A 22132-nucleotide genomic window follows, 5' to 3' on the forward strand; every position below is an offset into this window, starting at 1 on the left:
GTCATTGACCTTTTCTGCTCTTCTGTTCTGCGACGTCTAAAAGTTTTTTGAGTTCTTTGACTTCATCCCTGGTCAGAGATCGTTCCGTGATCAAGTGCTTCATGAGCGGGACCACTTTTCCGGACGTGAGCTTTTCGAGAATCTGTCCGAGGTATCCTTCCGTGGCCTGGTCCTGCGTAGCGACCGCCTGGTATAGAGCCGGTCTCTGGTCGCTCTTTGTTGCCAGCCCCTTAGCGGCTAACCGATTCAGACGGGTTTGCATCGTGGGATAGGCGATCGGATTTCCGTAGTCACTAAAAGTCTCGTGTGCTTCTGCGAGAGTCAGCGGCCCTTTTTCCCAGAGCATTTTCATCAATTCCATTTCTCCCGGGGATAAACGGACGGCATTTTTGCTTTTATTCATCTGGAACTCCAATTTATTACATGTGTAATATTCAAGATTATATTACCGGTGTAATAATACGCAAGAGCAAGCGAGAGATTTTATTGGTCAGCAGAAGAGTATCGTTTACAATTCCTCGTAGGAGCAAAAATCCTGCCCCCGTTGAATTGATCGAGGCATTCAACCGAACCTCTTTTTCATTGCACCTTGCTCATTTCTCTCTTGACAATTTGCCCCTGCTGGTACAAAATTCCACTAGTTCTACTCTAGTCAGCCCACTGAGATACTGGGAACGTTTGCAGGTTGTGTCATCGGACTGGCATCAGCTGCACACCATCGCAACCTGATAAAACGCTCAAACTGAAACCGGCTCGTTGAGCGATCGTCTTATTCGCTCGCCCAGCCAACGTTGACAACGAAATATTCACCGAAAAACGTTGTTACTTTGCTGCTCATGGTCCCCCCAAGGGGTTCAATATCAAGGGGACCTACAACAACTCAGACGACGAACGATTGTGTTTGTAAATAAAAGCCGCACGCCGTCACCAGTAGCGATAACTGCGTTCGGTGAGACTTTCTTTAAGAATAGGGTCGATTGAATCATGAATCGAAAAAGTGCTCAGCGACACATGATCTGGAGTTGTACCGTCACCATCTTGATGGGAACAGTGGTTTTGCCGTTGTCAGTGATACCAGGCACGAGCAATGCGAAAGGAGACCAACCGTCTGAAAAAGCGAACGATGTTTCCGAGCCGCGTTCGCAAAATGGCGCTGCCCTTCAGAACCGAGAGGCGAAAATTGAAAAATTGACGCCGATTGAATTTCCGCGTGAAAAGCCGCACAAATTCGATGGCATTGACCAAATCGAGTTCTCGTCTGACGGCAAGTCGCTATTCGTTGCCGCTCATCGAGTCGGGAACCTGGGACTTCTGGGTCGCAAGCCGACAACATATTGGATCGAACACTGGGATGTGTCGAACTGGAAAAAGCGGGCAACAATAAAAGATTTGGCAGCGCCGTTCACCACCGTGGGCGATAGCAAAACCATAATTGCTTTGCCGACAGAGGATTCCCAGGGAGGACCACCGTATGGACGTATTGGCAAGTTCGCAACTTACGACCTGAAGAAGGGAACAATGACTCGTAAGTTCGATGTCGATGCGGGATATGTCAGCGGGCTCGCCTGTTCCCCTGATGGACAATCAGTCGTTTCCTGTTCCAGAGCGGACGCAACCAATCCCTATCGCTGGATCAATGGGCATGTCATTTCGTGGAACATCAACGGTCGCAAACAGTGGGGACACCACTGGGATTCGGTTCATCTCTCAGTTGTGGATTGGTCATCAGATGGAAGTCTCATTTTTGGCGTGGGGCCTGGTGGAGCTTTTGCGTGGAATACGGAATTGGGTGCGACCGCTTGGGAACGCAACGATCACGCCAATAATGTTGAATCGCTCGCTTGTTCGGATGACGGGCGGTATGTGGTTACCGGAAGCTACAGCAATCCCGCGTTAGGTTTCGGTTTGTTAGGCCGATTGTATTCTGAGATCAAAATCAGGAATGCCAAAGACGGAAAGCCGATCCGCACCGTAAAACTCTATCACCAAGGAGTGGTACGCCCCCTGGATCTGGCCATCGATCCAGATGGTCGTTCGATCGCAGTGGCACTTGGTAGTTACAATCGTGGGCAAAAATGGGGAGAGGTGCGAATTGTCGATATTGAAAGCGGCGAGACTACGGCGACATTGTTAAAAAATCACCCGCAGCCGATCACCTCGGTGGCCTACTCACCAAACGGTCAGTTCATCGCAGCCGGAACTGCCGACGGACTCCTTAAGCTATGGGAGATCCGACCCGATGATCAAAATGTCATCGAGGGCGTGCTTGCGGATGGGCTTAGCGAGATACTATTGGGTAACGACTTTTTGGACGGTTTAGGCGAAGCGATCACACAGGAACTCCGCGAGAAACTGGAACTGAATTCGGAGATGGAATGGAAGCTGTTTCAACGTGTGGACAACCATTTTCCGTCCGAAATATTCGATGAAGATCGGGCTGTTTTATTCGTGCAACTTATACTTCCCTCGAATCAGCCACAAAGATCGAAAACGATCATTCTGAACACGGCTGATGATTCAACTCCCTTTCTTAAGTTGACTCGATCCTACAAGTTAGTAACGCACCCGACCGCAATTCTGACAGCCATTGAATCCAGGCCCGACACAAAGAGACCCGTATCGCACGAGGTATCGCTGATCTGGAAAGGTGGCCGATGGATAAAAGTCAAACGTGACACGATCGAGCGAACAATCGAATAGCTCGATTGAGCAAATTATTTGAAGAAACCACAATGAAACTTAGGAACGGAATCAGCAACCAGTTAATCGAAGGCAACCGGCGTCACCATAAACAGCGTTACGGTCTTTTTCTCAGGCGGGCTTTCAGATTTCGCGTTCACCACCTTACTTTGGCGTCCTGTACTCGAAACCGTCCTGACCACGAGTGTTTCCCCGAGGTTCATTTCAGCCTGTGTGTTGACGCGACGCACCGTCAGGCCGGGGACGGTAAGACCATTCACTTTGACCGCGTTCGTGAAGTCCTGGTGCGAGATCTCAGGAGAAAACAGGAGCTGGATTTTTCCCGTGTCGAGCAAACGTGGTTCGACTTTGCAAAAAACGCCGAACGGCCTCCATTCGACGGAGGTTTGATCAGCTCCTGCAGGAATCAAGATCGGAAATTCGCCGCCACTCTTAAACGTCGCGGGTTGGCCGAGAGCTGTGACAATGTGCGGACTTGCATGCACTACAGAAACCTTACCCGAGTTTTTCAGTTGCTGGATGACTTCCTCTGCATTCTTAAAAACCGAGACCGTGGAATCAGTACGCTTCTGCAAGTCGGTTGGGGAACGTACCGGCTCCGCAGCCGCGGCAAATTCTGCTGCTGCTTCGCTTGACAGTTCAAGAATGCAACAACGGCAGAGGATTTTGTCTGGCGTTCCCATTAGCTGTCGTAGTTGCTCCGATTGTTGCTGAAGCGCTGTCATCTGTCGCGATAACTCGGCTCGCTTTCGGAGAATGCGCTGATTGAGCTGGTCTGATAGTTCTCGCAGCTTTTTAGCTTCTTCAGCCAGCCCCGCCGCTTCCAATTGCTCCCACACGATGCGGAGGTGATCCAGAGCCGACAGATTGCCGCTCTTTTCGGGGGCCGATTGGGGCAGTCTCTGCGGCGGACGGCACTCTTTGGGTTCGGCACCGAAACTTATCGTCGCAAAACACAACGACAATGCGAAAAACCTGGAATAGTGTGCGAACATCATTGATACCTCCTTATGACACGGGAATCCTAGGAAAACCAGTCAATTTGTGTCAATATGACTTGAATTCATGCCAAGGCAATATCGAGACCTTTAGTTTAATCCTGCAGCTTAAACAGTTAGAATGTCGGCAAACAAAGTAAGTTAGAAAAATTAGAAGGAAATGGGAATCGTCAATTTATGAACTGGGTAGATCGCATATGCGAGAAATATAACTAACTCAGGTGTAAGCGAGGAAGAATGACTTTCAATCAGTCAGTCACACCATCCGAAGCCATTACTGCCCCCCCATCGCACACAGCACATCGGAAACGTATTGTAGCTGCGGTTGCGGGGTTCTCTGCTCTTGCTGTCCTTGTTGTGTACTGCTCCCGCACGAGAAATGACCAGATCTATATCACTCAATTGGAAAATCTTGGCGCTATCATCGGCTACGAAGATACGCTAAAGCGAGTACGTAATTTCACTCCACGTAGTGCTCGGAGATATCTACCAACAGGCCCCCATGGTGTAGTCACGGGAGTCGGATTCTTCGGTCCCCGCCCAACGGACGCAGACCTTCTACTGCCTCTGTCGCATCTGCCCAACTTACGTCAAATCCAGCTTTCCAACACGTTAATCAGTGACGAAATACTAAAACCGATTTGCCGTCTGCAATCGCTGTTCCTCCTGCAGTTGGAATCAACAAAGATTTCAGACAACGGTGTCAAACAGCTGAGCACGAATCGCAGCATCACACACCTGTTCCTCGACAACACGCCGATCACAGATACAGCAGTGATTCATCTCGCTAAGATGGGTCAGTTGGATTCATTATCTCTGTCAAATACTTCTGTCACAGACGAATCGGTAGAGCATTTGCTGGCGATGCCTCACTTACGGATTCTGGACGTCACGGGTACGCAAATCACCTCGGCTGGAATCAACAGATTAAAAGCGAAAGGGACAATTGAGCTTTGCACAGGACTCTCAAGTCGGTAGTCATCAGCGCGAATCACCAGCTAACTAGACATTTCAGCGGAGCTTGTCTCAACTACAGCGCGCAGAAGTTGGATAAACTTTGGCGGTAAAGCAGTGTCTTCCGTTCGTGTCAGTGTCAAAGGCGAAGCGGAAGGTTAGCAACTCGCCCCCCATTCACGTCGCTACCTTATCGGTTGTATTTTTCCACTGCTTTCTGTTAAAACATCGCGATGAAACATATACGAAATTTCTGCATCATCGCTCATATTGATCATGGCAAGTCCACGCTCGCCGACCGGCTCATTCAAACCTGTGGAGGCGTGACACAACGTGAACTCCATGAACAAATGCTCGATTCGATGGATATCGAACGCGAACGGGGCATTACCATCAAGAGTAATTCGATTACCCTCGATTACCGGGCTCCGGATGGCACAGACTATTTATTGAACCTGATCGATACGCCGGGCCACGTCGATTTCTCGCATGAAGTCCGGCGTTCCTTGATGGCCTGTGAAGGCGCCTTGATTATTGTCGACGCCTCTCAGGGAGTCGAAGCCCAGACGGTGGCGAACCTCTATCTGGCGTTGGAACATGATCTTACCCTGTTGCCTGTGATCAACAAGATTGATCTTCCGGCCGCAGACATCGAACGGGCACAGGAAGCCATTGATGAAGAACTGGGGCTTGATCCGTTTGAGGCGATCCCGATTTCTGCTAAAAATGGGATTGGCATCGAGGACGTGCTGCAGGGCATCGTCGAGAAATTGCCCGCTCCCCAGGGCGATCCGGATGCGCCGCTGAAGGCACTCGTGTTTGACGCGAACTTTGATAAGTTTCGCGGCGTGATTCTGCAGTGCCGCATCATGGAAGGCACACTCAAACCGCGCGATACGATCCACTTCATGCACGCCGGTCGTGATTTCACAGTGGATGAAGTCGGCTTTAACCAGATGAAACTCAATCCCAAATCACAGCTCAGTGCCGGTGAAGTGGGCTATGTTGTCGCGGGCGTCAAAAGTGTGCAGGACATTGAAATCGGCGATACAATTACTCTGCTGAATCGACAGGCAGCAGAGCCGATTCCCGGCTACCAGCCCGCCAGACAGGTCGTCTTTTCTTCCATCTATCCCATGGACACGGGCGATTACGTGGAACTCACAAAGGCTCTGGAGAAGCTCGCAATCAACGACGCGGCACTCACGTTTGATAAAGACAGTTCCGCGGCACTCGGCTTTGGCTTTCGCTGCGGGTTTCTCGGACTGCTGCACCTGGATGTGATTCAAGAGCGCATCCAGCGCGAGTTTGACATTGGTCTGGTGATCTCCGCCCCGTCGGTGAAGTACCACTTAACGTTGAAAGACGGCTCCACAATCGAAGTCGACAATCCCTCTTACTGGCCCGATCCCACGGCGATTGATTCAGTCAGCGAACCCTACATCAAAGCCTCGATTCTGACCCCCGAAACGTACGTCGGCCCTGTCATGGAACTCTGCAGGGAACATCGCTCGGAAAGCCAGACGATGAATTATCTGTCTGCCAGTCGGATCGAAGTCACCAGCGTGATGCCGCTGGGCGAGGTCCTCTTCGACTTCTATGGCAAGCTGAAGATGATTACACGCGGCTATGGATCGTTTGACTATGAGCCGATTGAGTATCGAACCACTGATATCGTGAAGGTTGATATTCTTGTCAACAAAGAACCGGTCGACACGCTGTCCTACCTCGTGCATCGAGACAAAGCACGACCGCGGGCGCTGCATTATTGCGAACAACTGGCCAAAGAGATTCCCCGACATCAATTCAAGATACCCGTTCAGGGAGCTATTGGAGGCGAAGTGATTGCCCGCACCACAATCGCGCCGTTCCGCAAAGACGTCACCGAGAAACTGTACGGCGGCGATGTGACGCGCAAGAAAAAACTGCTCGAAAAGCAGAAGAAGGGCAAGGCAAAAATGAAGCAGTTCGGCAGCGTCAATATCCCCCAGAAAGCCTTTGTCTCCGTGCTTCGCACCGATAAGGAATAGGGCGGAAAGCTGCCTCTGTCACTATAGAGACTCCATCAAAAGACCGCCGCAAACGACCTCTGCGGGGTGACAGTTGGACTTCGTTGAGATTTTAATCCACTTTGGGACGATCAACGACATACAATACAATTCCTTTGTGAGTATTCACTGACTTCTTGACATACGCGCGGTGGATCCCCGCTGCCTTCAGAACTTTATTACACTGGGAGATGGCATTTTTTAATATCGACTTCCTTTCTTTTTCCTGTTCTCTGCCGATACCAACAACGATCTCGAGTGTATTCGGTGGGGTATAACGAATGACATCTAACCAGGATGTATAAAGTCCTCGCAGACCATGCCCTTCACGCCAAATATCCGGTTGACTGAGTAGTAACTCGTCTGCAGCGCTCCTGGCTTGATTCCGCATATTCGGGTTGGCAAGCACCTCGTAATCGGGAACAAGAGTGGCGTCTTGCCCATCAGATAATTCTTCCACATCCATGACGGTGTAGCAATTCTCTACATGTTCGGCACACTCTGTTACTTTGTCTTTACCAATCAGAAGCTTTTCAAAAGAGATACATAAACGAATCTTACGCTTGGATTTGTTATTCACCAGACAATACTTGAAAAGTGCATTCGCTCGCCCTCCCACCATTGGCCCGATGAGAAATCCAAAATTAGAACTCGTCATATAAATCGTGTCGACCTCTGATACTTTTTCGTCAAGTCGCAAAAAAGTTCGAATATCACGTTCTCTTTCTTCAGGCGACACTTCGGGGTCGATCCTGCGAGAATTGATAAAATCAAGCAGCGCCAAATACTTCACTTCGAGCGATCCTTCGGTGACTCTGACTTTCCCAATATCGAGGGATGTTAGCGTCAGAAAGTTATTGGTCAGGATGCTCTTGTCTGGAATGTCAGGAACATGAGACAGATAGGCTGATGTAGGCCCGAACGTTGTACCGCTCTCAATAAAAACGGTATGTTGATTTTTAACTGCTGTGGCAATTTCTGCTCCCAAATACTCACCAAGACTTTTCTTCGAGTCCTCATCGTCTTTTGCCCGAAGTTCGATTTCATGAAACAGATCTTCTTGCTTCAAGAGATTCAGATTGCCCGCATCATACAACTTGATCAATGCCTTGGGCATGTCCAGTGCAAACTCAAACGTCTTCATATTTTTATTCAGAAGACCTAGCGCACCCTTCAAATTACTAATATTGTCGTTGGATGTCATTTTTCTTTCCCTTAGAACAGGTATTTGAGGGATGCATTCAGGACAGGCCAAAAACAGGCCGTAACTCGTTAGCGACTAACTCGCCTGTCTCTGAATCTACCGCTTCATCTACAGACCGTTTCAGTCTGGTCCATGCACGGATTCTTATCTTCTTCAAAGCTTGTTTCGCCACCTGCGTGGTCTGGTCTTCCGAGGACTTCAAGTCTGGGTTAAACAAACCTGCGTCAATGGCAGCGTGTTTCACTCTCTGCGACAATAGTTCATATTCAGGTTCATCGAGAATGGTGATCCGCTCGTCATCGGGTTTACGTATTTTCTTTTTATCGCTGAGCGCTTTTACGGAACGCTTACACTGATACGCAAGATACTTTGGACAGCGATAGCCGATACCAATCACCAGGCAGGTCGTGATCAGCTCCTGAATGAATTGAGGGGAAAATTCTTGCAGACCAAGGTTCATGTACGGGATTCCTAATGTATTCGCGATCCGCTTGATCTTTTCTGCATTAATGACCTGTCCCTGCATGTAGGCTGTGATGATCGTCATCGGGAGCACGCCAATCCCGTGCAGCGGAGACCGTTTAATTCGCTTCTCTGCCAGAGAGTCGTACTCGATCACAAAATCATCGAGCCATTTCTGACCGATGTGCTCAGAGCCCGAACACGCCTGGGTGCTTCCCTGAATCTGCATGGCAAGCCCGCTCAGTTGCACCGCGCGAAACATTTCCTTGATGGAGCTTTCTTTGTGGAGATAGTCGGCTTTAAGATCATCACCCCGGTCAAGAAACGGTTGATAAGAAGATTCCGTCAGGTCCGATGCAAAATCATTCGGCTGAATCCCTTGTACATGGCAAGAATGTCGATAATCCCAAAGTGATGAGACCTTTGCTAACATATCACCAACACAGGCGCACTTCATCATATACGGCTGCCTGAGAAGCGTGCGTTCGTGCCCCACGATGAAAGCCGGCGCTTCACACGTTTTGCTGACAGGCAGCCCCGTATTGTCATCGCGAAGGCTGGCGCCGGGACTATAGATACCATCGCTGGTCAGCGACGTGATAATACCACCAAATTCAACTGGTTGCTGCCCGGGCGGTAGCAGATCATTGACCATGCGGACAGAATACTTGGTGACATCTCCCACCGTTTGGCCGCCGACGTAGATGATCATGCGCGGGCAGACCGCCTCCGACAACAAGGCATCGCGTAGTCGTTCCGCTTCGCTCACGAACGGGGCTTTGGTGAGAATAAACAGACGAGTCTTATTTACAGACTCATCCCACATTCGTCGATAGACCTCCGCAAAAGGTCGAGTCGAAGTATTTCCGCTTACAAACCAAGTCTCGTTCTGACCAGCGTCATCAGTCGGAAATTGTTGACTGATCACCTCGATTAAATTGCGCCGTCCTTTGGTGATTTGCGAGACGCGTGGAAATACAACATTCGGCATCTATCGGCCCCTTGATAGTTGATCACAATCAGATATGTATCCAGCTTAGACAAAAACAAGTCGATTATCAAACCTCTATTCGAGACGGCATATGAGGGAGAACAAAAGTATGAAAGCAAAAAAGAACAAACTGGCAAATGTGACTACGCCCCGAGCATTGATCTCGCATCAAAAATGACAGGGGACTCACCGTGCCCCGGAGATCATCGATTGAGGCGCCATTAGGAGCTGAACCCTTTTCAGTTAAAGAAGTTGCAATGCTTTCGCATTTGTGACATAGTCGACGAAACAATCTTTTCTTACCAGATTCTTCTTGCACGGGATGTGAGTTCATGGTTTGGCTTCTTGGTTCAATCATCGTATTTATCGCCTTGTCCGGGTTGATGGCCGCTGTCGATGCAGCAGTCCTTAGCGTTTCTCACCCCGAGATCGATGAAATGATTCAAAGCGGCAAACACGGTGCGGGACGGTTGCGGGAAGTGAAACAGAAACTGACTCATTCACTGGCCGTGATTGTGATTCTCACTAACCTGATCAATGTACTCGGGCCGATTCTTGTCAGCCAGCAGGCATTTAAAATTTACGGTCCCAAGGCTTTGGTGCCCATCACGATTGTGCTCATGCTCGGAACGATCGTCTTCTCGGAAGTGATTCCCAAGGCACTGGGATCACATTACGCGCCGCTACTGGCCCGCTGGTCGGCCCCGGTGATTCGCGTCCTGGGGTTTGCCATCTATCCGCTCAGCGTTGGCCTCGCCTGGCTTTCCGACACGTTGAAGCGGGGACAAAGGAGAATCGGAACGGAAACGCAGATACGCGCACTCGTCAAACTGGGACAAAAAGGGGGCCACATTGAACCGACTGAGGGCCATATGATCTTCCGAACGTTTCGCCTCAACGATCGTATGGTTCAAGACATCATGACACCGCTGGAAAAGGTGGTCTCGATTCCTGCAGCGACCACGGTCAGCGAAGCGGCAGATATCATTCGCACGAAGGAGTTTTCACGCTACCCGATCTTCGGAGAATCACCTGACGATGTTCAGGGCATGCTGATCGCCCGCGATGTATTGAGCATGCTCTCTGATGATAAGGCAAAGACATCGATCACTTCGATCATACACACACCGTTTTTCGTCAGCACCGAGATGCGCGCCGACAAACTGTTACTGGAGTTCCGCACACGCCACCAGCATCTGGCCGTCGTTCAGCAATCGAACCAGACAGTCGGCATCGTGACATTGGAAGACGTTCTGGAGGAGATCGTCGGCGAAATTGAGGATGAGAAGGATTTTGGGTTGAGATAGGGATTCTTTAAGCTCAAAAAACAAAGCGACTCGTATTTTCAACTCCGTTCGCCCTGTATGTAGGCTGTTTCTATTTAGCTGATCCATCCTGTTTAAGCTGCACACACCTCTACAAATTCAATAATGAAGTCCTGAAAGATAGCGATGACATTCAGGGCACAATGAGGTCTCCCAGATCCACCGTCTCACCCGGCTGAGGAATCAACGGAGCGAAAGCGGCACCGACTGTGGGCCGCGTAGCATGCTGGTCTGTCTTCCTGACGAATTCGCCGCGCACCTCAACTCCTGGGGAAACCACCAGGGAAAATTCTCCCTTCCGCTTACCCGGTTCCTCCGTGGTCTTAAATACCCGGCCTGCGACAAAGGTATCAGGCGGCAGGCCCTTCCCCATCATCCGAATTCCAAAATCGTAGTTGGGCTGGCCTGTCTTGTCTTTGAATCGTCCGATCAACGTCGCTGCCGGCTGCATCACCACACGCACAGGGTCACTGGTCCATTTGGTGGAGCGCGTCCCGATCAGACCGCGCTCTGGGTGAGTGAAAACGAGAAATTCAGCCCGATCCGGATGCAGACCGTACACGGAAAACGTCGCTGGCAGATCTTTGTCGTTGTACTGTTTTAGCTGCCGTTTGAGACGCGCCCCTTCGACCGGCTGATTGTTGGTGTCGACGAGAATCACTTCCACCGGCGGGTCGGAGTAGACCGTCGCTGTCAGCTCCTGCACGCCAGCGAACTCTTTGGCGTTCGTAAACACCACTGCTGCCAGATTGAGTTGATCGACGGGGCGATTTTTCCAGACCCTGAACCTTTCCGTTTCGACAATAGCAGGTTGCGCAATTCGCCAGGCATCTCCGTAAGCATATCGCTCCTCTTCCCGCGTCCAGTCCGTGCGCCCCGGCGCAAAGAATGCTTTGGGATCAACCGCAGCCGGCCGGTCGGTCTTCGCGCCGCGTTTGACGAGCACAGCCGCGGGCCCCCATGGCACGATTCCTTCATAGATTCCCGGAGCCACGCGACGGGCATCATTAAACCGCGATTTAATACCACGACGACTTTCACCGGGGCTGGATTGAACGCGGATCGAGTAGACCTCCCGATCCACGGGATTGCCTTTCGGATCGACCAGCCTCAGCCGGTAAGGAACCGCCGACCCCAGTTCCACCCGGGCCTCTTCTCCAGGAACAACTCGTCGACGAGAATCAGTATAGGGTGCGGCAAATGATCCTGAAAATGCCAGATTATAACCGCGTGGATTGTGCGCCAACCCCGTTACTACAAAACGACCTTCAGCGTCTGTCTCAAACCGCTGGCCGGTCATCCCACTTTTGGTATGATAATTGGCCAGCGCCACGGTCACACCCGCTGCAGCCTCAGGCCGCCCCGTGTATCCCTTCCTGGAGGTGACTTGTCCCCGCAAGACCACGCCTTTCGCGAGTTCTGCTGTGAACCCCGATCCATACAGAGACAGCGTCGGGTTCCCCCTTCCTAAAAATGGCTTGCGGTACACCGGCGGAATCGACCGCACCGCGACGCGCATACTTGTGGTCACCGCCTGCGGATGCATGACTTCGAGCTGCGCAATGAAGCCCTCCGGTAATCCCGGCAGTGCGAAGCGGCCCTCCTTATCTGTCGTCGTTTCTGTGTTTAACCCCGGAAGTACTGCGGGACGATAGAGCGTCTCGGCATAATCGATGCTGGCAAACATTCCCAACTCGGTTTCTTCCTCTTTGGGAATATGCACATCGAGGTCATACTTAATCGGTGCCATCAAACCTGTAAGACGCACGCGGGCACCCGCCAAAGGCGTTCCCCCCTCCAGAAAGAATTGCCCCGTCAACGTTGCCGGCGATCGTGTCTGCAAAACCACTTCGCGATTCGGATGTGGATGCCAGTGCGAGCGTAAACTGCGGTCCTCGCCCCACGTCTTCAGCCAGCCCGGTGCAACGCCTGCTTTTGTCGCTACCAGCAGTGTTTCCCACCGCTTTCGGTCTCCGCCTGATGTGACCCAGGTCAGGTCGTCCGCATGAAATTCGAATCGCCCTTGCGCATCCGTCACCGCCCGCACCGGACCGAGTTCTGCCACACCCACTTGGTTTTTGTCAGCGCGTTCCAGCAGTTCAATCGTGCTGGCGGCGTAGATCGCTGCACCCGCCAGCGGTTTTCCATCCGGCCCCAGCACAATCCCCCGGTGCAACGTCGCATGCTCAGAATCGACCTTGGGTCTGCCAGTCCAGTGAATGTTTTCATTTGGCAATGGCCTCTCGGCCACCTTAGATTCAGCCACTTTCGTTTCGTCGACTATGAGCTGATCCGCAACGGCGACCAGACGCGTCGTTCCCGCAAGTATCACGATGGCCGTGAGACTCATCGCCACCGTCCAGCGCACGGACTGACGCATTCGAGTTCTTCGATCGCGTCGCGCATCCAGAACTCCCGCCACACGGCGTTCCAGTTCACCACATCGGATGATCGAAGGGGCAAGCTGAGTCGCATTTGCACGCTGGCTTCTCACCTGCTCTGCCACCGTTAGTAACGTCAGACCGTAGGCAGCAGGATCACGCTTTGCCAGCACCGCATTATCACACAGTTCCTCACGCGCACGGCACAACGCACGATTTAGTAAATGCACGGTTATGAGCGGCCAATAGGTGGCCGCGGTAATACTTTGTAATAATAAAATCCAGTGGTCACCTCGCAGGATGTGCTCGGATTCGTGATCAAGCACATCCTGAAGCTCGTCCGGCTGAACCGCTTCGCGAAAGCCGCGAGGCAGTACAATCGCCGGTCTCCCGAAACCAATCGCCAGCGGGACTGCCACTTCTGCTTCCAGTATTCGAATCCCATTGTGTGCCACACCTATCTCAATTCCCTGCCGTCTTACGCGCAGAATGCCGATCAGACTGGCGATGATTCGGAACAACATTAAACAGGCAATAAAGGCATAGACCACCGCTGCCCAAGACATTGCCCACTTCCACACGCCGGCTGCAGTCGATTCTTCAAGTGCTAACTGCCTATCCGCGTGCGGCTCGCTTGACGACGTCGCTTCACTCTCAGCAGTTGTCTGCCGGTGGCTAGAATGCCTCAATGCTTCCTGGTTTATGATTCCACGAACGTTCTCTTGAGCCACAACCGTATCGGATAAATGCGCATTACCTTCTTCGGTTTGATCGCGCTGTAATACACTCGCTTCAGCCGACTGCTGCCTCAACAACGGAACGGTCTTGCTTGAATTTATTGTGCTTGTGTCGCTTGAACTTGATATTTCCAGTATCGTCCAGCTCGTTCCCGACCGAATTTTCATAGCGACTGGCAGAAGCAGGCACGCCACGAGCGCGGTTGTTAAAATGAGATGCCGCCGTGCCGCTGAGCACGGGCATGCCAGGCTGATTATCCAACCAGCGGTCGAAATGAAAGTCGCCCCGATCAACACCACCATGGGTCACCTCCCCTTCACATGCAGTCCCAATACCATCTCATCACGAACACTCACCAGTCCTTGCAGCTTGTTTCAACAGAACACACTCAGCCATTTTTCAAACGACCACCTTTTGCCTCATCCAACATCTTGCGGATTCTGTCCAATTCTCCTGGACGCAGTCCTCGGTAATCCAATAGGGCGGCAACGAGCGTTTCTGACGACCCGCCACAGACGGTATCTACCAACTCGCGCACTTTGCGACCAATAGACTCCTCGCGTGGTCGCGCAGCACGGTACACGAACGCGCGACCAACCTCGCGGTGCGTCACCCAGCCCTTCTCTTCCATTCTCTCTAATAATGTGCGGACGGTATTTCGGGCCACGTCACGAGACAGAGCATCGCGCGCCTCCCGCGCGGTCACCTCGCCGAGATTCCATACAACCTCCATCACTTCCTGCTCTGCCGCCGATAATTCCGTGATTCCCATCACAGCTCCTTTCACGGTTTAACTACACCATGTCGCCATCATGACTACAACCTGTAGCCATGTCAATCCCACAACGTCAGATAAGACTCTAATCGGTTACCGTCTGCCTGTAGCCGCTTTCGCAGATTGTGTTTCCTTTGCGAGACTTAAGTCATTTTATGGCCAGCCCATATTTTTCATCCTGCAGGAGTTTTTCTGGAATCTCAAGATGAAGTCGTTTAGAATACGGCGTTCCCAATTCGAGATCCTGATTCTCAGTACCGAGATTGAATTCGCACTCTGACACATCCATTTCACTCTGTGAGGGCTCCACATGGGTATTTGGGATTTATTAACCAAACCAATCAAACTCACCTCTGCCGTCTTCTACTGGCATGAACCGATGCTATACCGCTTAAAATTGCGGGGAGACCTATTGGTCCGCTGTGTCTTTGCACTGTCTGTCTGGGCGGCTGCCAGCGGGATGTTTTGTCTGCTGTTCGCCTTAAATGGCAATCCGCCCGGAATCGAGCTCTCCTTCCTTATGGGCGCCATCCTCGGTTTAGGTCCCGCCTTCCTGGCGATGTTTTTTCGCCGTGATCATGTCTCCGGCACTCTCTGGGTTTACGATGATCATATTCTCCGCCAGCGGTCGTATGTCTCGCTCGGTTTTTTCCGCTCTTGGTCCGAAATGCAGGAATGGCCCAACGAATGTATCTCGCGCTGTTTGATCATTCCTAACCGGGCGCTGGGACGTTCGTTTTCCGTCATGCTGCTAAGCGTGGATTCTCGTGCTGAGATTGTCGGCATTCCGAGTAAGATCAAGCTCAAGGAACTCGCCCGCCACTTCACTGAATCCGGCATTCCCGTAGAAAAACGGGATTCCCTGCCCGATCGCTACTCCCAGGGATTCGATCTCAAAGCGACCGCCGCGATGGCCCTGGTTGGCGTTCTCCTGCTGTCGGTCGGATTGGGATTTCACTTCGAACGTGTTCCACAACCCGGAAATCGAATCGCCGTCCGAGAGAATGCCCCGAACCTGCAACCCAACTTTCCGCAGCCACCGGGGGAAGTGCAGTTCGTTCCGAATCCCGTCGCGCCAAATCCGATCGCACAAGACAATGAACCAACCAAAAAAAAGAAAACGCCGGTTCCCCCCGCTGGAAAACCGAATTCCACCCCCCCCAACATCATGCCGAATCCCACCGGACTCGCGCCGCGCGGCTTTCCCAATCAGTTTCCTAACCGACCAGGAACTCGGACGCCCCCGCCCGGCACTCCCGCTGCCAGACCGAACACTCCCGCTGCGCCCCCGCAGCCCGCATCCAATAAAGGGAATGACTCCAAACTCATCGGCAACCCCCAGGGAGGCTTCCCGTTCCGCACAGTCAACGGTGAGGGAAAAACACTGCTCGGTTTTCAATATGCAATGGGCAGCTGGGCCGGTGAACCAGCGGTTCGCAGCCTGACTCCGATCTATGATCGCGTCCCGGGCTCAGACTCAGTCATTGTCGCTAAAGAAGGTTATGCCGTCGGCGGATTAAAAGTGGACGCCCCCAAATACGTCAGCGCCGTACAAATCATCTTCCAGCGCATCAAGCCCGACGACCAGCTCGACCCGGACGACAGCTACAACAGCGAATGGATCGGCAAGCCTTCCCAAAAAGAAGTGCCGACAGTAACCGGAAACGGAAAAAAAGCCATCGGCATCCAAGGCCGCCGCGGTGCAATTATCGATGCGCTGGGGCTGGTGTTTGAGTGAGAAACCAGATAGTTCCAGACCTATACGATACTAATTATGTACAGTCGAATCAGTTCCACGTGATTGGGTTCTCGTTCAGAGTTCCGCTTTTCCCGATTCGTGTCACTTAACCAATCCGTCTACTTTAAATGCTCCCTCAATCTATTCTTGACAAAAGCTCTACAACTAACCATAAACACACTATCGTAACCACAATTGAGTGACACCAAGCTCATGCGCTCTGATATGACCGGTATGTAGGGAGACTAACATGAACGTGATGCTGCTCCCTCTGTTCTTCTTCTGCGGCATGGGCACTGACGAGCCAAAGATCGTGTTTGACAACCGCCCCCAGAGCGGTGTACCAAGGGAAGCCCGGGATCAAGATCGGACGGGCTCACTGACTCGCGAAGAGTTGAAAGCGCTCTATGCCACCTTGACCGCTCAGGAAACAACAGATCGATGGCCGATTAAGTTTCACAACGCTGTGAGTACGATCAAGACGGTTCGAATCCGCTATTTCAACAAAGAGACGTGGAAGACTGAAGAAGAAGCCCGCGAGTACGTTCGCGGCTTGCTTGCCAACAAGTCATCAGACGTTTACAGCTTTCAGATTTGGTCGCAAGGAGTCGGTGTACCGGAGATCGATTGTCTGGTTGATTTTACGGACGAATACCGGAAGGAACTGATCGACAAACGAAAGCCGATTAGCACAGGTCGGCTGCTCATCTGGAATAGTGAAGCATGCTTTCGCGATGCCACCGGTAGATGGTGGTTTGTGACAATCTATGATCACTTTCACAGGGCGCATCCCAAGGGAGATCGCACGCTCGCAAAGCCCAAAAAAACCGAGTGAAAGGTCATACAAAGAGAGCCTTCACCACAAAAGCGATCTAAACTTTCTAAGTTTAGAAAACGGATTCAACGGACAATCTTAAAATCAAGGATGTCGCCATGAAATTCATTACAGCCTGCTGCGTTTTCTTCGCTCTCCCCCTGGCAGCAGAAGCGACGGATCGCTACTAATTCGACATTCACGTCCAATCCCCCTCTGGCCACTATCGTGTCGACGCGACTTCGCCTGATAATCAAGAGCGGGCATATGCCGTATTCCAGGCTTCGTTCACCTACAAGTGTGTCGACACGAAAATTGGTAAAACGATTTGGACTCGCAAACAGCCCATGGGAGAGCCACAACGACTCAGCGAAGACTCAGACATCGAAATTGTATTACCTCGAGAAGGATCTCCCGTATCGATTTACGTCTCTGATCGTGGCACGACACTCATCCGCAATTCTGCAGATAATCTCATCGTTGTTTCTCCAGAGGGCAAAGATGTCGGAAAAATTGACCTGCTCAAGGATGCGTTTACGGAAACAGAGAACAGGCAGTACGTTCATGACACGACGGCAGGTCCCTATTGGTCCGGCTTATCCGCCTGGTACTACCTCGATTTACCCCAAGGCGAGATATTTGTTGTCCGTCCCTGGTGGGGCCGTCATATCTTTGTAGACGTCAGTAGAGGAAAACTCGCCCGAAGTAGTCAGGCGTTTGAGGTAGCTACATTGAAAACAGAGGAGAAACTGGTGATGTCTGCTTTAAGTTCAAAAGAAGAACCAGCTGACCACGAATTCTCAAAATATGGAGCAGCATATTTAGCAGGGATTTTGAAATTGAAACAGGCGATCCCATTGCTGAAATCTGTTGAGAAATCCACAGACATCGGGAGTTGTACGTTCGGGGGCCTTTCTTTCGGGGAAGACTATAACAATGAAGTTAACCCACGCCGTTATTGCACGTATGACCTTCGCCAGGCAGCACAGCTCTCACTCCGACGACTAGGGATCACCCCAAAACATCTGCCTTGCCATTCATTTCAATTAGAACAAGGGGACGATGAAATTCCCTTTGTTCCCACCGATCTCAAACGACCTCGCCACGAAAACGTAGAACGGGTGAAAGTGGGCATGTCAGCCAAACATGTCCTGAATACAATCGGCGCTCCCGATTTTATTAACTACGATACCTGGAGTTATGACATGGATGCAGACGAGCCATTCAGCCTGACCCTGACGTTTGATGAACGCAAAGTAACGGCAACGAAGAAAGAAGCCCCGCTTTGGAAATCAGGATTGTCTCGAGATGAGGCTTTAGCGTATTGATGAGCCTGCAAGCTCTCAGGGATAGAAGTCCCCACCATCAAGTGATCTGGCAAAAAACGATTGGCATCTAAGGCCATCGCGGCGCAATTATTGATGCACTGGGACTGGTGTTTGAGTGAGTGTAAGAAAGTCGATTCGAAAAGAGGATGCAATCTGGACTTTTGCACAGACGCCCCCTAAAATGTCCTCAGAGTGATCGTCTGTTTTCGACAGACGCGCACAGATCGCTTCCCCTGTTGGGAGATGTTTCACCATAAAGCTAATCGCCATGCCTTCGCCACTCAAAAGCTTTGCCTTTGTCTGCCTTCTCCTTTCGAGTGTCTCCGCAGAAGAATGGAAGTCCGCTGATGGCGTGATCTCGGTGACGGTACCGGATGAGTCCCGATTTGTCGAAACCGAGTCCCAGCCCCCTGCTTCCATCATCTGGACCTCAACAGATGAAACACTCACCCTCATGATTGCTGAAGTGAAAATCCCACCCAATATGCCACTACGGCAATCCTCGATAGAGAAGGGAATCACCGAGGAACTGGGAGGTCAAATTCTCCACTCAACCAGTGAAATGCGCCAGGGATACGAACTCTTCACCATCATCAACCAGAGTCAGGATTTCACCCCCGAACTGATCATGACTCAAAAAATCGTTGACATCAACGACAAAGTATACAAGCTCATGGCAATGGGTTTCGGTAAGGACGTCCGCTCGGACCCCGATGCAGAGAAATTCCTGTCCTCGTTCAAGATTCATGTCACAAGGCGTGACACTCCACCTCAGGCAGCACCAGATTCACGGGGTGTCTCGACGAATCCCGAAACCGATATGGTCGATTTCATCTCACAGAAACTGGGAGCCATCGGCATTCTCCTGTTAATGATCTGCGGAATCGTCACTCTCGTTTTACGTACTTCGAAACGCGACGAACCGACTGACCAGAAAGAACAGTGAGATTTACAATCATCAAATAACTTTACCGGAGAGACCTCGATCTTCTCCACAGTGAATTATTTACGTCTCCATTACCCAAAACCAGAGGGAGCAACCTGCTACATGCGCGAAGAAAACTGGCTCAATGACTATGTCTTCACCGTCGAGAATTTTTTAACACCCGAAGAGTGCGAGAAATACATTCGCATCAGCGAGGATTTTGGATACGAAGATGCGCTGGTCTCCAGCCCGCGCGGTCAGGTCTTGCGGAAAGATGTTCGCAATAACGAACGGGTCATGTTTCAGAACGACGAAATCGCTGCATGGCTGTGGGAACGGGCATGCGAATTCGTTCCGCAGGAATTTGAGGACCGTGCCGCCGTCGGCGTGAATGAAATGTTACGGTTCTATCGCTACGATCCCGGTCAGCAATTCAACTGGCATCAGGACTTTCCCTACGAACGCGATAACGGCGAGCAGAGCTATTTGACTCTGCTGATCTATCTGATCGATGACTTCGAGGGGGGTGAAACATCCTTCGAAGATTCGTATTCCGATGAAATCTTCGAGGAATTCATGGTAGTGCCGAAACAGGGAATGGCGCTCTTCTTTGAACACGCCATTCACCACAAAGGCGAACCCGTCACACAGGGCCGCAAATACGTCCTACGCACCGATGTCATGTACGCCGCTGAAGATGCCGAGTATGACTACGAAGATGAAATAGATGACGAATGGTAATAGACCGCAAAAACTAGTGAAGGCACCGATGAAAGGGTATTCATGGGAATCGAACACCACTACGAGCCTTGTTTTGCTTCAGTTCCCGAATCAGTGACGGATCGGTGGACGCAATTGCGCGAATTCATCTCGCAGTGGCATAATATTAATCTTCCGTTGCTTCGTGACCCGGAATATGCAGCGCACGACATCGAACAGACGCTCAACAGAGTGCTACCAGAATCGATTCGTGAATGGATTGCATTTTCCCAGGACCTGATCGCTATCGACGCTTTTCACAAGGTAATGCGTGATTTTTTTGAAGTAACCCGCATGAATCGATTCTCCTCGACGACTCTGATGATTCAAGGTGAGGATGACGTCTACTGGACTGTTCACGACAGGAACGCCGAACGACCTGACCCGCCAGTCGACTATCTGCATCGTGACTTTGATACAAATGAGTGGACGGAAGGAGGAAATACGTCCCCGTCCCTGACGAGCTTTGTCCTGGAACATGCCTCACATTACCTGGGTCCGGGATTTGTGCGTACCAGAGACATCGATGAATCAGTGATCGCTAAGTTGGATGACGCATTCCCCGTCGCGGTCGACTACGATGGCCTGCGCGTGTTTGAAATGACAGACCTGTTCTGCATTGTCCGCAAACGCCCGGAATACTTCACACTTACTGTAGCCCAACACAATCAATTTCTAACAGAATCCGAACTGCCAGAGTGCCTGCGTCGGCTCAAACCATAGTTTGCGGAATCGAAGCATCATGACAATCAACATAGTGCCTGATAAAACCGAATAAGAAAGCACGCATTACGGCACAGAACAAACTGTCCTGCACCGCAATGTGTCTGTATCTTCTGCTTTAAGCCTGGCTCGTCAAACCAAACACGCGGTCCATGTTGGCTGAGATTTCTTTCAGGCGGTTCAGATCGCCGCCGCGAACTTCGGCTGCGGCCCAGCCGGCGTATTTGATTTCGGCCAGGGCCTTGCGGACGTCGGCCCAGTCCAAGTCGCCTTCGCCGATCTTGGTGAACTTGCCCATCTCGCGCGAGAAGCCCTTCAGGTCCAGCTTGACCACCCGTTTGTTGAGCTGGCGAATCCAGTCGCCCATGCTGCCGTACTTCCAGTGATTGCCGATATCGAACTGCATGCCGACCCAGGGAGAATCGAATTCGTCGATGTACTTCACAAACTTGTCTGCGGTCTGAGTGTGGTCGCCTTCATGATCGTAGCAGAACTGGTTCCAGACATTTTCGACCAGTATGTGAATGCCGAGCTCTGCCGCTACGGGAATTGCCTTGGAGATATTCTCGACCGATCGTTTCCAGATTTCTGCTTCAGGGCCATCAACTCCCTTGCCCACGACCAGCAGAACCGAGTTGCCACCAACGGCATGCGTTTGGCGCAACGCTTCCTTGAGACTCTCCAGCGCCTTCTTCCGCACTGTGGGATCAGCGTCGGTATGGCGAACGTTCCAGTGCCCGGCGTTAACCGACCCGTCTACGGGAAGCCCGGTGGCTTTGATGGCCGCGCGGACTTCTTTGACATCGATTCCCGGAGTATTCAATTCAATCCCGTCGAAGCCGGCTTCCTTTGCTGTCGCAAATTTTTCTTCGAGCGTTTTGCCGGTGCCAACCATGCCAATCTTAAGCGTCTTATACAAGCGCCCCTTCAGATAGCCATCTTGACTCTCTGCCCCTTGAGCAAATAAAGGACGGGAAACAGCGGCGGCTGCCGTTAACAACACAAACTGGCGACGAGAAAGTAAATTTGATGAGAGCATGATGTACCCCTTGATGTTTGGTCGTGTTTTATTTGTTTTGAGTTTGATAGTTAAGTTTAAAAAAGCCAGATTTCATTTATGATTGCATTGTAACGGACGGAACGCAAGCATGATGCTGAGAATGCCTGCTGCTTTTTGTTCTGGATTTCAAGTTTCCCGAGTATCTGCAGGCCAAAAACTCAGTGAACCTGCTACGCTTCCAGAAAACAGGCTTCCCCATTAAAAATCCC

At 51.3% G+C, this 22132-nt stretch carries 18 protein-coding genes; 10 read left to right on the forward strand and 8 right to left on the reverse strand.

The genetic code is table 11. The features are described from left to right. Position 1 precedes the first annotated feature (1 nt). Complete coding sequence (locus tag Pan241w_RS17865) at positions 2-403, reverse strand: BlaI/MecI/CopY family transcriptional regulator (RefSeq protein ID WP_145218477.1); 402 nt, start codon at positions 401-403, stop codon at positions 2-4. A 581-nt stretch (positions 404-984) separates the two neighbouring features. On the opposite strand from Pan241w_RS17865, the gene Pan241w_RS17870 reads away from it, so the two are divergent. Beyond that, the gene (locus Pan241w_RS17870; RefSeq protein WP_145218479.1) at positions 985-2700 is read left to right on the forward strand and encodes a WD40 repeat domain-containing protein; all 1716 of its coding nucleotides are present in this window, start codon (positions 985-987) and stop codon (positions 2698-2700) included. A gap of 62 nt (positions 2701-2762) precedes the next feature. On the opposite strand, the gene Pan241w_RS17875 is transcribed toward Pan241w_RS17870, so the two are convergent. After that, on the reverse strand, positions 2763-3698 hold the full coding sequence (locus Pan241w_RS17875) for a type II and III secretion system protein family protein (RefSeq protein WP_145218481.1): 936 nt from the start codon (positions 3696-3698) through the stop codon (positions 2763-2765). A 237-nt stretch (positions 3699-3935) separates the two neighbouring features. Between Pan241w_RS17875 and Pan241w_RS17880 the strand changes: the two genes are divergently transcribed. Together Pan241w_RS17880 and lepA are read left to right on the forward strand one after the other, a co-directional pair. Then, positions 3936-4676 carry a leucine-rich repeat domain-containing protein gene (locus Pan241w_RS17880; protein ID WP_145218483.1) on the forward strand — a complete coding sequence of 247 codons (741 nt, stop codon included), beginning with the start codon at positions 3936-3938 and terminating at the stop codon, positions 4674-4676. Positions 4677-4885: 209 nt separating this feature from the next. After that, positions 4886-6682 (forward strand): translation elongation factor 4, encoded by a 1797-nt coding sequence (gene lepA / locus Pan241w_RS17885; protein ID WP_145218485.1) that lies wholly within the window; start codon positions 4886-4888, stop codon positions 6680-6682. Positions 6683-6773: 91 nt separating this feature from the next. Here the strand turns inward: lepA and Pan241w_RS17890 are convergent, their stop codons facing one another. Both Pan241w_RS17890 and Pan241w_RS17895 read right to left on the reverse strand, forming a co-directional pair. Then, entirely contained in the window at positions 6774-7904 is a 1131-nt protein-coding gene (locus Pan241w_RS17890; protein WP_145218487.1) for a hypothetical protein, read from the reverse strand. Between the two features lie 37 nt (positions 7905-7941). Next, positions 7942-9357: a dehydroquinate synthase/iron-containing alcohol dehydrogenase family protein gene (locus tag Pan241w_RS17895; protein ID WP_145218489.1), complete on the reverse strand. Its 1416-nt coding sequence runs from the start codon at positions 9355-9357 to the stop codon at positions 7942-7944. Positions 9358-9689: 332 nt separating this feature from the next. Here Pan241w_RS17895 and Pan241w_RS17900 point away from each other — a divergent pair, with 332 nt between their 5' ends. Next, positions 9690-10664 carry a hemolysin family protein gene (locus Pan241w_RS17900; RefSeq protein ID WP_145218491.1) on the forward strand — a complete coding sequence of 325 codons (975 nt, stop codon included), beginning with the start codon at positions 9690-9692 and terminating at the stop codon, positions 10662-10664. Positions 10665-10815: 151 nt separating this feature from the next. Here the strand turns inward: Pan241w_RS17900 and Pan241w_RS17905 are convergent, their stop codons facing one another. From Pan241w_RS17905 to Pan241w_RS17910, 3 genes are all read right to left on the reverse strand, one after another. After that, entirely contained in the window at positions 10816-13878 is a 3063-nt protein-coding gene (locus Pan241w_RS17905) for a M56 family metallopeptidase (protein ID WP_197999998.1), read from the reverse strand. Continuing rightward, positions 13856-14110, reverse strand: a complete 255-nt coding sequence (locus Pan241w_RS29450) for a hypothetical protein (protein ID WP_197999999.1) — start codon at positions 14108-14110, stop codon at positions 13856-13858. Before Pan241w_RS29450 ends, Pan241w_RS17905 begins: the two co-directional genes overlap by 23 nt. Before the next feature lie 79 nt (positions 14111-14189). After that, entirely contained in the window at positions 14190-14573 is a 384-nt protein-coding gene (locus tag Pan241w_RS17910; protein ID WP_145218495.1) for a BlaI/MecI/CopY family transcriptional regulator, read from the reverse strand. A gap of 313 nt (positions 14574-14886) precedes the next feature. Between Pan241w_RS17910 and Pan241w_RS17915 the strand changes: the two genes are divergently transcribed. From Pan241w_RS17915 to Pan241w_RS17940, 6 genes are all read left to right on the forward strand, one after another. Further along, on the forward strand, positions 14887-16314 hold the full coding sequence (locus Pan241w_RS17915; RefSeq protein ID WP_145218497.1) for a hypothetical protein: 1428 nt from the start codon (positions 14887-14889) through the stop codon (positions 16312-16314). Between the two features lie 250 nt (positions 16315-16564). Next, positions 16565-17149, forward strand: coding sequence for a hypothetical protein (locus tag Pan241w_RS17920; RefSeq protein ID WP_145218500.1), 585 nt, complete (start codon positions 16565-16567; stop codon positions 17147-17149). 326 nt (positions 17150-17475) lie between these two features. Further along, complete coding sequence (locus Pan241w_RS17925) at positions 17476-18456, forward strand: outer membrane protein assembly factor BamE (RefSeq protein ID WP_145218501.1); 981 nt, start codon at positions 17476-17478, stop codon at positions 18454-18456. A gap of 268 nt (positions 18457-18724) precedes the next feature. After that, positions 18725-19402, forward strand: coding sequence for a hypothetical protein (locus tag Pan241w_RS17930; RefSeq protein WP_145218503.1), 678 nt, complete (start codon positions 18725-18727; stop codon positions 19400-19402). A gap of 102 nt (positions 19403-19504) precedes the next feature. Then, on the forward strand, positions 19505-20122 hold the full coding sequence (locus Pan241w_RS17935) for a prolyl hydroxylase family protein (RefSeq protein ID WP_145218505.1): 618 nt from the start codon (positions 19505-19507) through the stop codon (positions 20120-20122). A 42-nt stretch (positions 20123-20164) separates the two neighbouring features. Further along, positions 20165-20863 carry a hypothetical protein gene (locus Pan241w_RS17940; protein WP_145218507.1) on the forward strand — a complete coding sequence of 233 codons (699 nt, stop codon included), beginning with the start codon at positions 20165-20167 and terminating at the stop codon, positions 20861-20863. A gap of 118 nt (positions 20864-20981) precedes the next feature. Here the strand turns inward: Pan241w_RS17940 and Pan241w_RS17945 are convergent, their stop codons facing one another. Then, positions 20982-21902, reverse strand: coding sequence for a sugar phosphate isomerase/epimerase family protein (locus tag Pan241w_RS17945; protein ID WP_232107183.1), 921 nt, complete (start codon positions 21900-21902; stop codon positions 20982-20984). Positions 21903-22132 lie beyond the last annotated feature (230 nt).

Source organism: Gimesia alba (assembly GCF_007744675.1).
Taxonomy (GTDB): Bacteria; Planctomycetota; Planctomycetia; order Planctomycetales; family Planctomycetaceae; genus Gimesia; species Gimesia alba.

What these genes read in the sequence shown, in the direction of transcription:
- Pan241w_RS17865 (WP_145218477.1), bottom strand. Translation starts at nt 403, where the DNA reads ATGAATAAAAGCAAAAATGCCGTCCGTTTATCCCCGGGAGAAATGGAA.
- Pan241w_RS17870 (WP_145218479.1), top strand. Translation starts at nt 985, where the DNA reads ATGAATCGAAAAAGTGCTCAGCGACACATGATCTGGAGTTGTACCGTC.
- Pan241w_RS17875 (WP_145218481.1), bottom strand. Translation starts at nt 3,698, where the DNA reads ATGATGTTCGCACACTATTCCAGGTTTTTCGCATTGTCGTTGTGTTTT.
- Pan241w_RS17880 (WP_145218483.1), top strand. Translation starts at nt 3,936, where the DNA reads ATGACTTTCAATCAGTCAGTCACACCATCCGAAGCCATTACTGCCCCC.
- lepA (WP_145218485.1), top strand. Translation starts at nt 4,886, where the DNA reads ATGAAACATATACGAAATTTCTGCATCATCGCTCATATTGATCATGGC.
- Pan241w_RS17890 (WP_145218487.1), bottom strand. Translation starts at nt 7,904, where the DNA reads ATGACATCCAACGACAATATTAGTAATTTGAAGGGTGCGCTAGGTCTT.
- Pan241w_RS17895 (WP_145218489.1), bottom strand. Translation starts at nt 9,357, where the DNA reads ATGCCGAATGTTGTATTTCCACGCGTCTCGCAAATCACCAAAGGACGG.
- Pan241w_RS17900 (WP_145218491.1), top strand. Translation starts at nt 9,690, where the DNA reads ATGGTTTGGCTTCTTGGTTCAATCATCGTATTTATCGCCTTGTCCGGG.
- Pan241w_RS17910 (WP_145218495.1), bottom strand. Translation starts at nt 14,573, where the DNA reads ATGGGAATCACGGAATTATCGGCGGCAGAGCAGGAAGTGATGGAGGTT.
- Pan241w_RS17915 (WP_145218497.1), top strand. Translation starts at nt 14,887, where the DNA reads ATGGGTATTTGGGATTTATTAACCAAACCAATCAAACTCACCTCTGCC.
- Pan241w_RS17920 (WP_145218500.1), top strand. Translation starts at nt 16,565, where the DNA reads ATGAACGTGATGCTGCTCCCTCTGTTCTTCTTCTGCGGCATGGGCACT.
- Pan241w_RS17925 (WP_145218501.1), top strand. Translation starts at nt 17,476, where the DNA reads ATGGGAGAGCCACAACGACTCAGCGAAGACTCAGACATCGAAATTGTA.
- Pan241w_RS17930 (WP_145218503.1), top strand. Translation starts at nt 18,725, where the DNA reads ATGCCTTCGCCACTCAAAAGCTTTGCCTTTGTCTGCCTTCTCCTTTCG.
- Pan241w_RS17935 (WP_145218505.1), top strand. Translation starts at nt 19,505, where the DNA reads ATGCGCGAAGAAAACTGGCTCAATGACTATGTCTTCACCGTCGAGAAT.
- Pan241w_RS17940 (WP_145218507.1), top strand. Translation starts at nt 20,165, where the DNA reads ATGGGAATCGAACACCACTACGAGCCTTGTTTTGCTTCAGTTCCCGAA.
- Pan241w_RS17945 (WP_232107183.1), bottom strand. Translation starts at nt 21,902, where the DNA reads ATGCTCTCATCAAATTTACTTTCTCGTCGCCAGTTTGTGTTGTTAACG.